Consider the following 13,358-nt stretch of genomic DNA (forward strand, 5'->3'; position numbering starts at 1 on the left):
GCTCCACGCTAAAAATAAAGATTTTGTTACATCCACTTCTCCAACAACGACATAAAATTTCGGTGCCAGTCACTCCCCGAGTTTGACGAAGGTTGATAGTTTCCTATAATATTTACTTGCTAAATAGTAATCAAACAATATCTGCCAGATAAGATTGGACACTATTTAATTAATTCATAAAAAACGAAAGGATAATCTTAGCTTTTTAACCGCTTGAATTATTGATTTAGAATGTTGTTAATACCTTGAATTGCAGCCTTTGTTGGATTATGGTCATCCTGACCAATGCCTATTGGGAACTCTTCTGAAATATGTTGGACTTTACCTGACCTTTTATTTGCAAACGCTTGTATGGTACCGTCTATATAATGGAAAACCTCTATGTAGTACAATTCACCCTGGTACTCGTAGTTTCTCCAAATATCCATTTTAACAACTTCAATATTCTTCTTGTTCATCTGCCAACCCTCTTTTACGTAAGGATAATTTCTGCCAGAGACTACTAGGTTCATACTAGTGGAACTAGGTGTAAGGGCACAGAAGTAGAATAATGAGCCTTCCGTTATTCTCCTCAACTAAACCTTTCATTTATTTTTCCTAGCTGGAACGAGAGTCTTAATTTTTTTTGTCTCTTTTTGGACAAGTGAACTCCTGTTCGAATAAACTGTCAAAGTCTATACAATCGTAGATTTTTTCAATAAGTTCTCCTGGAGGTATGCCTAAGCCTTTAGTAAGTTTAAAGATGGTATAGACTGATGGAGCTTTTAGGTCTCTTTCAATTTCACTTAAATAGCTCCGATCTAAGTTGATTTCATTTGCTAGCTTTTCTTGAGTCATACCTTTTTCTTCTCGTAATGGTCTAATTACTTTTCCTATGTAAATGGTCTTTTCTTTCAAGAGAATTCTCCTTTTATGACCATTACAAACCTAGGAATGTTATTACTCTACGGGCTATAGCCTACAAAACACCTCGTTTACTAAAAAATGGTTCACTAATTTAGTGAGCTTTGTTGTAATCTGAATCCGAGTGATCGGTTGCCAGACTATTTTGGTTTAATAGGATGAAATCTCTTATATAGGCACGGATTTTTCCCTTGTATTTTAGAACGGTGCATTCACTCTATCGAAAACTTGATTTTCCATTTCCATCATAAATTCTGAAGCTTTTATACCAAGTCCGGAAGCAAGGGCTAATATGGTATATAGACTGGGCAGTTTAAGATTTCTTTCAAGAATACTAATATAGGATCGATCTAACCCGCTCAGGTCCGCAAGTTCCTCTTGCGATAATTTCCGGTCCTTTCGCAGTCTTTTTAATGCCTTCCCAAAATCTAGGTGCGAATAATAATCCACCAAGGAACTCCTCCTTTGAATAGTAGATATCTAATAAGGGGTTTTTATTTTTCTTCTTCTTCTAAAATGTCAAAATTATACTTGCCTGATTTCTCCTTAATAAGCTGATGCTTTTTTGGCGGTTCCAGACATAAGAGGAGGGGACTAGCTTGAATCCCTCTTTCCTTAGTGATTCGTTTTAATTGATTGGCTGTTTGTAGTTTATTGTTAAAAGCAGTTAATTTTGCTTCGACAAGCAGGAAATGACCGTTGCTTAATTCTACCTCGGTCTTGTTGCCAATTGCTTTGGTGTTGACAATATGGTCGGGATTAAACCAGATGCAGTCTTGATTTTGTGGAGATTTGCTCGGAAAAAGGCAAACGCTTTGATAGGGATTTACAATGATTGGACACTTAACCGTCTTATTAAGAATAAATTTTGCTCCAGCTATTGCTCCCCGTAAATCAAAGCCTATGTATGTTAATGTATCGTCTAATAAATGTAGTGGCGCTCTGTCCACCAGTAAAGTCGTTTTTTCTACCATGATCCTGGAACACAGCTTTCCATTTTGATCATATTCACCCATCACAAGTATCACTTTCTTATCAATAAAGAAATTTTTAATTATAATCGTACTCCACTCCTTAATTAATGCGATGTATGCGGTTACCCCACAAATCTATTAAACGCTAATTAGGACTTTTTTACTGCAGACTATAGTAAACAGGATATGTCATAATTCGGGTGAATTTTGACAAAAATACGACTTTTTTGCAAATTGGTTCCTTTCATGTCCTCCGAGGGCAATAAAATCCTTTATTCATTTGGCTGTAACCAATCCCAGTCTGGGTTTATGCCATCAATAAAAGTATAGGTTATAGGCGTTGTAGTCCCCATTGCAGATATCTTTTCCAAATAGAATGTCATGAATTTGTTGTTTAAGATTCCATAAAAGTAGGCGATCGGATTTTTTACAAGATTGGTCCTTTTTATTTTTCGAATCAGTTGTTTAAAAGCCTGGATGGAGATGTCTAGTGTATCTTCTGTTTCATTCGTACACTCAAAGCGAAAAGCAGCAATTTGCACCATATGCCAATATTCTTCAATGGTTTTTGCATCGGTGAAAAAGCATTTTACCAGCTGGACAAAAGGTTGTGGTACTCGGCTGTTTACATAGGAATAATCTAATGTTGACGTTTCTTCGTAACGTTTATTTATCTTTTGATTATTTGTTTTTAAAAGATTACTAGTTTCATATTGGTGGTTCATTTTTTCCCCTTTGGGTAGTTCATTCGATGGAAAACGATTAAACTGATATAAATTGCTAGACTGCGAACCGTTTTTCCTCTCTGTTTCAAAGACCGTAATGATCCCAAATTCCTTTGCTTTCAAAATCATTCGTTTAAAGGTAGACCTTGATATGCCGTTATCATGGTATTGTGCGTGAATTGATTTTAAGATGGTTCCGATTTTGGCATTGCATACACCGGGAACTTTGGCTGCAAATCGAACAAGCCTTTTTAATCCCACCAGCTCCCCTTTAGTAAAATCATGCTTGTGTTCTAATGACCACATTTCCATATGTTGATTAACATTCCTGTAGGGAACTAAATTGCGAGAACTGCTTAAATTCTTCAGTATTACCCGATTTTATACTCACGATTAATAACACCCTCTTATCACCAAGTTTTAAGTTTTTCTTCGTGAGAACTTTATGTGAAGGGCTCACGACCAGCACTTCTACAGTAACGAGATTGGCTAAGTAAATCGAACTGCCCCTTTCTACTTTTGAGGGCATTTTTAGGGCGAAACGTCAAAAAACGCCTTAAAAAAAGACTTTTGAAAGCGTTTTTTGCATTTTGGGTGGATTTTCAATTGAATATGGCCGGGGGACGGTTCTGGTGGCTTTTTTAAGATCGGTACAATGTCACTCCTCGGATTTTGTCGAAGTTTGAATGGTTAATATGCTGCTAGGTTGTACTATGATGGAGGTTTGCCACATTAGTGTGACAAAAAAACGGTGCCAGGCAGTACCAGTGCGTTGCAACAAAACCTGGTGCCTAGAACTATCCTTAGACGACAATTTCAGTGCAAGCTCTGCCTTAATGAGCGACACTCTTTGTATAATTTTTGATAACAAATATTGGTGACTCCGTCGAAGGTTGATAGGTTGTTAGATAGCAAAACAGTAATAGAATGGAGTTTTCGGTCTTCTTTCCGTAATTAGGAAAGGAGGTTATAATCATGGAAACATTTCTTAAAATTTCTACGAGAAGTTCTGAAGGGAATTGTGCGTGAAGTTCGTGCATATTTTTCGGAAGAATGTTCTAGAAACAAGGAAACCACCCTGCGCTGACGAAGGCAAGAAAAAAGGCCTCTACTCCAAAACATAAAACACGTCTTGGATCGTAGAGGCCTGATTTACTTATTTGATTTCATTTTGAACTACTCGATCAAAAGAACTAGTAGTTGAAGTATTTTGTTTGACGGTATACATATATGGTTCTGCTTGGATATGCGATTTTCTAACGCAATTGGTTCTCAACCTTGTCAACTTGCTTATTCATATCCATTTGTTTATCTGTACGATGGTCAATATTAATATTGGTAACGATTCGTTCCAGGCCCACTTCGAGTGCTTTTTGGTGCATTTCTTTGGCCGCTTCCCACAAATCGTCGATAGCGCCTTCTAAAACGGTTGCAGTAGGTGTCACCTCATACTTTAAATTCTTTTCCTTAATTACCCGTACTTCATCGGTTACCTGTGAACTGAAACTTGGAGAATCTGTTCCAACTGGAACAATACTAATTTCTAATAACGGCATTTTTGACACTCCTTTTAATCTTATTCATCCAACCTTAGGTATCGGAAACAAGGGACGTTCTAATTAGAGTGTGAATTTTTGGGTTCGGCAGGATTCGAAATGTTTTTTAGGGCTTGTCCTGCTTTGTCACTCGACTGATTATTTACAGCTAAATCACCGAGGGAGACCATTCCTATTAATTTGTCATCTTCCACAATGGGAAGACGGCGAATTTGGTGCTGCGACATTACTCTTACAGCCTCTTCCACTGACATTTCTTTGCTACCTGTTACAACATTGTTGGTTGCTAATTCAGAAATCGTGGATTCACCCGAGAAATCATTGGTGAATCCCTTAATCACTAAATCTCGGTCGGTTACAATTCCTACTAACTTTTCATTTTCACAAATTGGAACGGCCCCAACGTCAAGCTTCTTCATTTTCATGGCTACTTCTTTACAAGTACTTTCAGGACTACAGCTATCAATATTGGTAGTCATTACTTCAGCAACATTCATGCTCATTCCTCCTTTATGCTTTCTCATTTTATTTAATACCCGCCACATCAAATGGTTAAACGTGATTTTTGGTATTCATCTTCGCTAAGAGAACCTGGTACATTTGTGGGAAGCAAAAACCAGGTGCCAGGCACCATCCAGGGAATTTCCAGTCATTTAACCACTGGATTACCTGTATAGTTGAAAAAGGTTGATTCTTAAAGTATTTGGGTATAGGGGTTCTTCAGATATTAATAAAGGCTGAACCTATTGTTAGGGCGGTTGGTTTTTACGCTTCTTTCCGATTCGGAAAGGAGGTGATAATCATGGAAACATTTCTTGAAATTCTAAGAGAAGTTCTGAAGGGTATGATACGTGAACTTAGCGCGTATAGCGTTCGGAGAACGTTCTAGAAAACAGGAAAACCACCCTGCGCCCCGTCGTAAGCAAAAGGGTGGTTCGGATACCAGGGGGACGGTTCGAAGCCACTGAAAAGCCCATTTATTAAAAATAAGAAGGCAATTACCTACTATATGTAGATAAACGCCTTCTTTTATTTTCTGTATATTGATGTAAATTCATGTTTATTGTTTAGGACCACCACTTTTTCAGTGGTCTCGGACGGTTCTGTATGGTTTTGGTATTGATCATTGAACAAATTATTGGTTATGACACTATCCCAGAATTGGACCATGAGAACCGTCCTTACGGCATTCTTTGAATATGTAAGTTTTGTAGAAATGGATTTGGTGCTAGGCATTATCCCAGGAATTTTATAGATGATTACATGGTTAAAATGGTCTAAAACAAAAACATCTGGTACAGAGAATTTATCAAACACTATTAAACAATGAGTAATTGTAATAAAAAAAGAGACTAGGCCATAGCTAATCCCTTAATTAATACCTAATATTTTCTAGTACCATTTATATCTACTGTCATTACTACTCTACCATTATAAATAAAGTCAAGCTCTGAATATCCTAAAGCATTTCTCAAGTTTTGTACTACTACAGGAGCTGTTGTGCCAATATAAGCTAACTGAGAATCTGATGCAATATTATAAGCTAACTTAGATGTAGCACCATTGTTATAAGACATAACCTGAATAATATCAATTCGATTGTCATACCCTGACTCAATAGCCTTTACAGTAGCCAAATCATTCATTAACACTACTCCATTAGGATCCGTAGTCCATGCTAAGTCTGATACTGGAAGATAATCTGTCGTAGCAGGAGTGATATCTGCATCAGTAACGTCTTGAGCTTGTACATCATAGGCATTTTTATCAATAGCTGTATAAGTGGTTGAACTGTCGACCTCTGCTACATACGCCTCTAATTCTGCAATTTGAGCATTTGCTTTATCTAATTCTGTCTCAAGTCTATTAATCTCATTCTGTGTATCTGCCTGTGCCGCTGCCTGAGCTTCTGCATTTGCTAAAGTTTCAGCCTGTAGTGCCTCTAGCTCTGCTGTCTTAGCTGTCAGGTCTGCCTTTAGTTCTACAATAGCAGCTTCTAAATCTGCCTTTTTTGTATTGAGAGCTCCAATAGTACCATTTGCTTCTGTTACAGCATTATTATAGATGTCTTTTAAGCTGTTAAATTGACCTTTTAGGTAGTCATTATCTGAGATAGCCTGAGTAAGTTCATTTTTCATATTGTTTACTTTACTCTTAATATTTGTAACTGAGCCATCTCCTTGATAAGTGATGCCTGTAATAAGGACCCCACCTGCTATAACTCCTGCTATAGTAACCTTAGCCATAGTACCCAATGCTATATACATATATATCCTCCCAGAAAAATTAATTAAAATACAATTCTAACATAATTTTTATAGTAAATCGTTAAAAGATTCTGGTAGAAACGTTTTTTCATTGAAGGATTATATGGCTAAGCTAGAAAGGCTTGATTGATTGTTTCACCCAATGAAGATAAGGGTACTGTATGGGTGAGGAGTTGATGATAATGAGTAAAAAAATTGCTGTTTTAGTAACGAATGATTTTGAGGATTCCGAATATGTCGTACCTGTACAGGCCTTTAAGGAAAAGGGGCATGAGGTAACCATAATCGAGACGGAAAAGGGAAAAACCGTGACAGGAAAGCAGGGGAAAACCGAAGTCGTTATCGATGAAAGCATTGATAATGTATCCCATGAGGAATTTGATGTACTTTTCATTCCAGGCGGATTTTCACCAGATATTCTTCGTGCCGACGAGCGTTTTGTTCGTTTCGTAAAGGCATTTATGGATGCTAAAAAACCTGTATTAGCCATTTGCCATGGACCTCAGCTGCTTATTACAGCGAAAACGCTTGAGGGGCGTGACGTAACAGGCTATAAATCGATTCATGTTGATTTAGAAAATGCTGGCGCTAATTTACATGACAAGGAAGTCGTCGTTTGCCAGAACCAGCTGGTCACTAGCAGACGGCCGGAAGACATACCGGCATTTGTGCAAGAATCCTTAAGAATAATAGGATAACAGGTAGGCAGAAGGGGCTCCTTCTGCCTAACGCGAGGAATTAGGCTTATGATAGCCTCTTTTAAAATATCCCTGTTATTACTATTGCATCAATCGTACCTTGAGCACCTTCAACAACGCTTTCTGCAATTCTTATATTTTGGGTAGAAGGATTATTTATCATTACCTGTTCTGTATGAATTACTTCATCTATTTCTGCAATTATATGATTAATTTTGTTAAACTCTTTATCATTCAGAAATTGGTTCGTTTCTGGATCATCTAGTATATAACCTAAATCAATCTTGTATGTTTCTAATAATTCAAGGGTTTGATTTGCACGAGCCTCATTAAGATCTAAAGACAGAGCAGCTGCATTAATTTGTCGCAATTGGGTTAATGAGTCTGAAATATTTTGTAAAATAGGGAATAAGTATTCCTCTTTATCCCACTCAGGTTCAGTTGATGATGGTTCATTTTCCTGTATAGGTGGAGATTCTTCTGGTGTTGATCCTTTACCTTTTTCCTCTTTAGGTACACCTTGATACCTATCCTGATTTTCTTCGTTAAATTCCTTCTGTCCTTCTCCGTTCGGGTCAACTTTATCTTCTGTTATCAAGCTAGCGGTTACTGGCTTTTTACCTAGCTTGAGAGTATGAATGACTTTTTTTTCTAAATTAATGGCGGCTTGTAAAGGGTCAGAGTATTCTGGATTTTCATTCATTAACATTTGTTTTAAGTCTTCGGTCATGAAGTCTAATTGTTTAATCAAGTATAAAGCAATAAAATCGTTTTTAAGTTGTTCTTCTTTCTCGGTTAATATCCCTTCTTCACCGTTTTCTTTTCTTTTTCTATCTTCCCAAGCTGCTTCCATTATACTAGAATCTACAAATATACCCTCTTCGCCAAAATCTATTAATTCGCCATTATCATCGACAAATTGACCGTTATACCTTTGTACTCTTTCTTCATACAATTCATAGCTTTCTACAAACATTTTATAATATTCTTTGGAAATGTCTTCAGGTATGCTGCTTCCAGAACAACCGCTTAGTATAGTAATGACAATAAATAATAATACACTATTCCTTCGTCTCATTTCTTCAACCCCTATATGCTATTTCTATTACTATATGACATTACATTTTATTTTTTGCATACCCTTTGAAAAAAAAACATTGCCTACCATAATAATGAGTTAATTGATCTTGTTTAACCGGGCATCTTACGAGGTGCTTTTTATATTTCCCAAATTTTTGTTCACAAACGAGCCATTTTGCAGATAAAAAAGCGCTCATTTTTTATTGAACTTTCTCAAAATATTGAGGTCAGACCCGGTTCTTTAAAATAATGGTATGTTAAAATAGGAATAAAACCCAAGAATGGAGAATTTTATGATTTGGTTTTTACTATTTTCTTTTGTTTTGGCTATTTTGATGGGGATTTTTCAAGTTCCAATTTGGATCATGTATGTTGTATTGATTCTTATGTTTCTTATTGTTCTGTCTCGCAACCCTCTAATCTTTGGGAAAGATGCTGAAAAGATTATGGAGTATCTAAAAAAATCAAAGGCTCCATATATGCAATTTCTATACTATTTTCTGCAAGGAGACCTATTAGAGGCCGAGCGTGCAGCAGGAAAAATCCGTTCCAAAAAAACAAGACTATACTCCGAATGTATGCTGCTTATGGAGCGGAAACAATACGAAAAAGCAAAAGAGCTGCTTGCACAAATGGGCGGGCAAAAGACAAAGTGGTACGCTTTAGCAGATATCGCCATCAAGGAAGGTGATGTGGAAGCATTCAAACAAAATAAAGAGAGGATTAAGGACACCTTCTTTTTACAGATGTTAGTAGTGGATCAAGCCATATATGAAGGGAAAAAGGAAGAAGCGGATAAGTTGCTAGAAAACATGATTCCTAGGCTTAAAGGTTATAAACTACTAACCGTCGTTCAGTATCGAAAGCAAATATCTAATGGAAGAATCTAAATTTGAAACTAACGGGTGCCAGTGCGTTGCGCCTTCAATAGTACACACTATAAAACCGGATCTATTAAAGGAATCAGTGATAATTAACATCACTCTGGTTCCTTTGCTCTTTCCCATCTTTTTGCAGTGTCTCAGAACCCTGGGAGCCTGTCAAGGAAGGCACTTGACAGACTCCCAGGGTTCTGAGAATTAGTCTGTAAGATGCGAAGGAGAAAGACTAGCCCTGTGGGCTGTCTCTTAACACGCCGCCGCATATTGTTTGGGTGTTTTGTAATCTAAAACCCCTTGTATTCGATTATGATTGTAATAGTCAATATAATCATGAATAATCTGTTTAGCTTCATCAATATTCTTTATATTTTTCAGTTGTTTACGTTCTGATTTTAAAAAGGAGAAAAAGCTTTCTGCACATGCATTATCAAGTGCATTTGCTTTTCTGGACATGCTTGGAATGATAGTATGTTCAATCATTAACTCTTTCCATCTATTTGATCGATAGGGCATCCCTCTATCAGAATGCAGAATAATTCCTTCTTCTTTTTTTCTAGTTTTTAATGCGGCGATAAGTGTATCTTCTACTAGTTGAACATCATGTGATTCAGATAATTGGTATCCTAGAATATAATTATCGTGTAAATCCATTAATGAAGAAAGAAATAGTTTAGTATTTCCAATAGGAAATTCTGTTACATCAGTAACCCACTTTTCACTTGTTTTAGATGTAGTGAAATCTCTCTTTAATAGGTTAGGATAAATATGACCAGCCCCATTATTCACCCTATTTTAGAGACTGATTTCTTGTTTTTTTTACGTGCTTGGCTTTTAAAACCTAACTCATGCATTAACCTTCGCACTACTTTCTCCCCAACAATAAGGTTATACTTATCTTCCAATACTGCATGTATTTTCCGATAACCATAGTTCTTATCGTGTTCATGGAATATTATAGTGATATAATCTTTTAATTCTGTCTCGGTTTTATTTTCTTTTTTCACCTTTCCTTTGTTTCTTATATATTTATAGTATCCCGCTCGAGATACCTCAAGTTTTTCACATATTTTAGAGACGGGGTATTTAGACTCTAACTCTTCTACTACTTTAAACTTTGCCTTTTTTCCTCCTCCTTTAGAATTTGAAGATACTTTTTTAATATTTCGTTCTCCATTTCTAATTCCTTAATTTTATCTTTATCGTTAAGTAGGCTCATTCTTTTTTTTCGTTTTAATCCTACCTCACCATATGTTTTATATTTATCAATCCACTCATAAATATAATCTGGATCTGAAACCTCCAACTGTTTGGCTACAATTTGTACACTTTCGCCGGCTTGTATTCGTTTAACTGCCTCTAGTTTTAGTTCAAATGAATAAGATTTATTTTTTCTTTTCGTTGACACTTAAATCACTCCCTTTATGACCATTATGGTCATAGAATTCCGGAAATATTCGTGTCAACTATCATGGGCGCAATTCACAGGTACCATCCAGGGAATTTCCAGTTTGCTGATTTAATGAAAGAGATTCATTTGTTAATTTTTGACTACAAACATAGATTAAAAGGTCGAATTATGTTTTTTTTTTAGAAAATACATATACAAAGGAATGCTTTTTAGAATGGGATTTAATACGTTAAAAAAAGGAACAATCATTGCTGCTCTAGGACTTTCAGTTTCACTTTTTGCTCCAATTGCTAGTAATGAAGCAGCAGCTGCAAAACCTACGGCAGCACAAGATTTAGTAGACTCTTTAAAGTCTTTAGGACTTGACCAGGTTGATTATTTATATGCTTACTTGCAGTCAGTAGAGCTGACAAATGAAGAGTATAATAGTATTGTAGCAAACGCTAAGGAAGTTTCTAAGATGTTATCAGGCGTTTCGTCACCTGAAATGCTTTCTGATGCCGAACGTGCGAAAGTTGGCCGTCTCTTTTTAACAAAAAGCACATTTACAAATAGCATTTGTTGATAAAGATGGAAAGGCACTCGAACTTTCAAGCCTTACGTTAGAAAATGCAAAATCATTTTTTATTAAAGTAAAGGATCTTAATGGTAATGTGTTAGCTACTATTAATCCTACATTAGCGGACTTCGCACCAGCTGCATTAAATACTAAAATAAAAGCCTTGGATAATGCCGTTAAGGAAAAGAAGCAGCTTGAAAAGACTGGTGAATTCGTGCCAATGCCTTCTCAACCACTTCCAAACACAGCTACTGATCTTCCAATAGGTATTGCTCTAGGAGGTCTTTTAGTTGTCCTAGGTGGAATTGCATTTGTCCCTACAATGAAAACAGTTCGTAGAATGGAGAATCAAGCTTAATCAAATGGAAGTGCGTAAGAAAAAGAGAAGAAAAAAGAAAAAATGGTTGAAATGGGTACTGCTTAGTATTCCTACTTTATTCATTGCCGCCGGAATAGCCGTGATAGGTATATTCGGATGGGAAATGACAAAGGAAACGGGCCTTTTAGCCAAGTCAGTGGTCAAGCCATACGAACCTGAGCTGCCAAATAGAACATTCGAAGAAGAAGCTTGGATTAAGTTACCGGAACCTGGTTCCCAACTAGGCGACTTGTCCATCGCTTCCCTTGATTTAAATTATCCCGTTGTTCAAGGCACCCATGAAAACGAACTAAAAAGGGGATCGGACATATGGCAGGGAGTATGTTACCTGGGCAAGGTGGACATGTCCTTTTAAGTGGCCATCTTGATACTGTGTTTAGGAAACTAGAGGGATTGAAGGTTGGAGATGAAATTACCTTTAGTACTCCTTATGGTGATTTTATCTACGAAGCTACTGAGTTTAAAATAGTAGAAGCCAACGATGAAACCGTAGCCGTTCCGACAGATTACGAGACACTAACCTTAACCACCTGCTACCCGTTCAATTTTATCGGTGACGCACCACAACGGTATATCGTTTATACTAAACTAAAAACAAATCCACTTGATGGAGTATAGGGACAACTCAAAGGCAACTACCAGGTATGAAATTGGTAGTTGCCTTTGGTTTTACTTATCCATTTCGAACACTTAAGTAACAAGCATATCTAGAACTATTTTATTGTAATGGAATTTCGATTATTTTATACGTTAGATTAAAAGGTTGCATTACATAAACTTTTACATTTTTGTAAATTACCTTGTCAGATTACTTTTCATTGTATTTATAAAGATTTAATTAATAGGATTTATGCATGTCCTTATGTGGATAATAAGAATATGAAATGCCAGAACATAGAGATGAGGAAAAAAAGATGATTGTCATTGAAAATGATTGGTTGAAGGTTGATATTGTCAGACAAGGAGCAGAAGTACGTAAGGTGACGCATAAGAAAAATGCGCTGGATTATATGTGGACAGGGGATGAGGCATATTGGGGACGCGTCTCTCCTATCTTATTTCCGATTGTGGGACGGTTAAAGGAAGATCAATATCAACTGGATGGCCAGACCTACAAGATGTCGCAGCATGGCTTTCTGCGTGACGTTGAATTCGATGTGGCTGAGCAGACATCAACAACCGTTTCTTTTGTGTTTGAGTCTCTTGGCTCCTTAGTTCATGTATACCCTTACGAATTCACAGCGATTATTCGATATAGTCTCATGGAAAACTCGCTGATTGTTCAGTGGCAAATCCTGAATGTAAACAAGGAAGAGATGTATTTTTCCATTGGTGCACATCCTGCATTTAAGGTTCCACTAGTAGAAAATGAAACCATTGAAGATTACGATTTGCACTTTACACCTGCAGCAAATAAGAATGTGATGGCATATGAGCTAAAGAATTCCCTCATTCATGAGAAAGGGACAGCCAATGATCTATCAACGATTCAACTCACAAAATCTCTATTTACCTATGATGCTCTTATTTATAGCAATATCGATAAAGTCTCCTTGGTGTCTACTCAGTCAAGTCATGTTGTAGAAGTACTATTTCAAAGTTTTCCGTTTGTTGGAATTTGGTCGAAATATTTTGAAACAGATGGGACCATAGCTCCGTTTGTTTGCATTGAGCCTTGGTACGGCATAGCAGATACATATGATACAACAGGGAACTTTAAGGAGAAGTTTGGAGTGAATAAGCTTGAAGCAGGAGAAACTTTCCAAGCCGAATATATAATGAAGTTTAATTAAAGGGGGCTAGGGGGACGGTTCGACACCAGAAAAAGTAGATGTTTTTTCGAACCCAGTCCTCATTTCTTCGAAATTTTAAATTGGACTTCAAAAAATTAGATAATTTTTACACTTATTTACTTTTGAAGGGGAATG

Annotated in this window: 17 protein-coding genes and 1 pseudogene; 6 read left to right on the forward strand and 12 right to left on the reverse strand. The window is 36.7% G+C overall.

The window, feature by feature from the left end; genetic code table 11:
- Nucleotides 1-218 precede the first annotated feature (218 nt).
- The 8 genes from QFZ28_RS04020 to QFZ28_RS04055 all read right to left on the reverse strand — a co-directional run bounded on the left by QFZ28_RS04020 (nucleotide 219) and on the right by QFZ28_RS04055 (nucleotide 6,425).
- On the reverse strand, nucleotides 219-458 hold the full coding sequence (locus QFZ28_RS04020; RefSeq protein ID WP_307193455.1) for a hypothetical protein: 240 nt from the start codon (nucleotides 456-458) through the stop codon (nucleotides 219-221).
- Nucleotides 459-615: 157 nt separating this feature from the next.
- Complete coding sequence (locus QFZ28_RS04025) at nucleotides 616-897, reverse strand: helix-turn-helix domain-containing protein (protein WP_307193456.1); 282 nt, start codon at nucleotides 895-897, stop codon at nucleotides 616-618.
- Nucleotides 898-1,101: 204 nt separating this feature from the next.
- Nucleotides 1,102-1,353 (reverse strand): helix-turn-helix domain-containing protein, encoded by a 252-nt coding sequence (locus tag QFZ28_RS04030; RefSeq protein ID WP_307193457.1) that lies wholly within the window; start codon nucleotides 1,351-1,353, stop codon nucleotides 1,102-1,104.
- 44 nt (nucleotides 1,354-1,397) lie between these two features.
- Nucleotides 1,398-2,012 (reverse strand): competence protein ComK, encoded by a 615-nt coding sequence (locus QFZ28_RS04035; protein ID WP_307196944.1) that lies wholly within the window; start codon nucleotides 2,010-2,012, stop codon nucleotides 1,398-1,400.
- A gap of 137 nt (nucleotides 2,013-2,149) precedes the next feature.
- The gene (locus QFZ28_RS04040) at nucleotides 2,150-2,908 is read right to left on the reverse strand and encodes a hypothetical protein (RefSeq protein ID WP_307193458.1); all 759 of its coding nucleotides are present in this window, start codon (nucleotides 2,906-2,908) and stop codon (nucleotides 2,150-2,152) included.
- A gap of 950 nt (nucleotides 2,909-3,858) precedes the next feature.
- The gene (locus QFZ28_RS04045; protein WP_307193459.1) at nucleotides 3,859-4,158 is read right to left on the reverse strand and encodes an MTH1187 family thiamine-binding protein; all 300 of its coding nucleotides are present in this window, start codon (nucleotides 4,156-4,158) and stop codon (nucleotides 3,859-3,861) included.
- A 59-nt stretch (nucleotides 4,159-4,217) separates the two neighbouring features.
- The gene (locus QFZ28_RS04050) at nucleotides 4,218-4,655 is read right to left on the reverse strand and encodes a CBS domain-containing protein (protein ID WP_307193460.1); all 438 of its coding nucleotides are present in this window, start codon (nucleotides 4,653-4,655) and stop codon (nucleotides 4,218-4,220) included.
- Between the two features lie 885 nt (nucleotides 4,656-5,540).
- Nucleotides 5,541-6,425 carry a hypothetical protein gene (locus QFZ28_RS04055; protein WP_307193461.1) on the reverse strand — a complete coding sequence of 295 codons (885 nt, stop codon included), beginning with the start codon at nucleotides 6,423-6,425 and terminating at the stop codon, nucleotides 5,541-5,543.
- A gap of 182 nt (nucleotides 6,426-6,607) precedes the next feature.
- On the opposite strand from QFZ28_RS04055, the gene QFZ28_RS04060 reads away from it, so the two are divergent.
- Entirely contained in the window at nucleotides 6,608-7,123 is a 516-nt protein-coding gene (locus QFZ28_RS04060; protein WP_307193462.1) for a type 1 glutamine amidotransferase domain-containing protein, read from the forward strand.
- Nucleotides 7,124-7,184: 61 nt separating this feature from the next.
- On the opposite strand, the gene QFZ28_RS04065 is transcribed toward QFZ28_RS04060, so the two are convergent.
- Nucleotides 7,185-8,201 (reverse strand): hypothetical protein, encoded by a 1,017-nt coding sequence (locus QFZ28_RS04065; protein ID WP_307193463.1) that lies wholly within the window; start codon nucleotides 8,199-8,201, stop codon nucleotides 7,185-7,187.
- A gap of 283 nt (nucleotides 8,202-8,484) precedes the next feature.
- On the opposite strand from QFZ28_RS04065, the gene QFZ28_RS04070 reads away from it, so the two are divergent.
- Nucleotides 8,485-9,093 (forward strand): hypothetical protein, encoded by a 609-nt coding sequence (locus QFZ28_RS04070; protein ID WP_307193464.1) that lies wholly within the window; start codon nucleotides 8,485-8,487, stop codon nucleotides 9,091-9,093.
- Nucleotides 9,094-9,330: 237 nt separating this feature from the next.
- On the opposite strand, the gene QFZ28_RS04075 is transcribed toward QFZ28_RS04070, so the two are convergent.
- From QFZ28_RS04075 to QFZ28_RS04085, 3 genes are all read right to left on the reverse strand, one after another.
- Nucleotides 9,331-9,870: an IS3 family transposase gene (locus QFZ28_RS04075; protein ID WP_307193465.1), complete on the reverse strand. Its 540-nt coding sequence runs from the start codon at nucleotides 9,868-9,870 to the stop codon at nucleotides 9,331-9,333.
- Entirely contained in the window at nucleotides 9,867-10,088 is a 222-nt protein-coding gene (locus QFZ28_RS04080) for a transposase (protein WP_307193466.1), read from the reverse strand. The genes QFZ28_RS04075 and QFZ28_RS04080 overlap by 4 nt, the downstream gene beginning before the upstream one ends.
- Before the next feature lie 98 nt (nucleotides 10,089-10,186).
- Complete coding sequence (locus tag QFZ28_RS04085; RefSeq protein WP_307193467.1) at nucleotides 10,187-10,489, reverse strand: transposase; 303 nt, start codon at nucleotides 10,487-10,489, stop codon at nucleotides 10,187-10,189.
- Nucleotides 10,490-10,706: 217 nt separating this feature from the next.
- Here QFZ28_RS04085 and QFZ28_RS04090 point away from each other — a divergent pair, with 217 nt between their 5' ends.
- The 4 genes and pseudogenes from QFZ28_RS04090 to QFZ28_RS04105 all read left to right on the forward strand — a co-directional run bounded on the left by QFZ28_RS04090 (nucleotide 10,707) and on the right by QFZ28_RS04105 (nucleotide 13,223).
- Nucleotides 10,707-11,057, forward strand: a complete 351-nt coding sequence (locus QFZ28_RS04090) for a hypothetical protein (protein ID WP_307193468.1) — start codon at nucleotides 10,707-10,709, stop codon at nucleotides 11,055-11,057.
- 88 nt (nucleotides 11,058-11,145) lie between these two features.
- Nucleotides 11,146-11,409 carry a hypothetical protein gene (locus QFZ28_RS04095; protein ID WP_307193469.1) on the forward strand — a complete coding sequence of 88 codons (264 nt, stop codon included), beginning with the start codon at nucleotides 11,146-11,148 and terminating at the stop codon, nucleotides 11,407-11,409.
- A 4-nt stretch (nucleotides 11,410-11,413) separates the two neighbouring features.
- Nucleotides 11,414-12,048 (forward strand): annotated as a pseudogene (locus QFZ28_RS04100) (class D sortase).
- A 266-nt stretch (nucleotides 12,049-12,314) separates the two neighbouring features.
- Nucleotides 12,315-13,223 carry an aldose 1-epimerase family protein gene (locus QFZ28_RS04105; RefSeq protein ID WP_307193470.1) on the forward strand — a complete coding sequence of 303 codons (909 nt, stop codon included), beginning with the start codon at nucleotides 12,315-12,317 and terminating at the stop codon, nucleotides 13,221-13,223.
- Nucleotides 13,224-13,358: the final 135 nt, after the last annotated feature.

The sequence above is a fragment of the Neobacillus niacini genome (genome assembly GCF_030817695.1).
GTDB classification, from domain to species: Bacteria; Bacillota; Bacilli; order Bacillales; family Cytobacillaceae; genus Neobacillus; species Neobacillus niacini_F.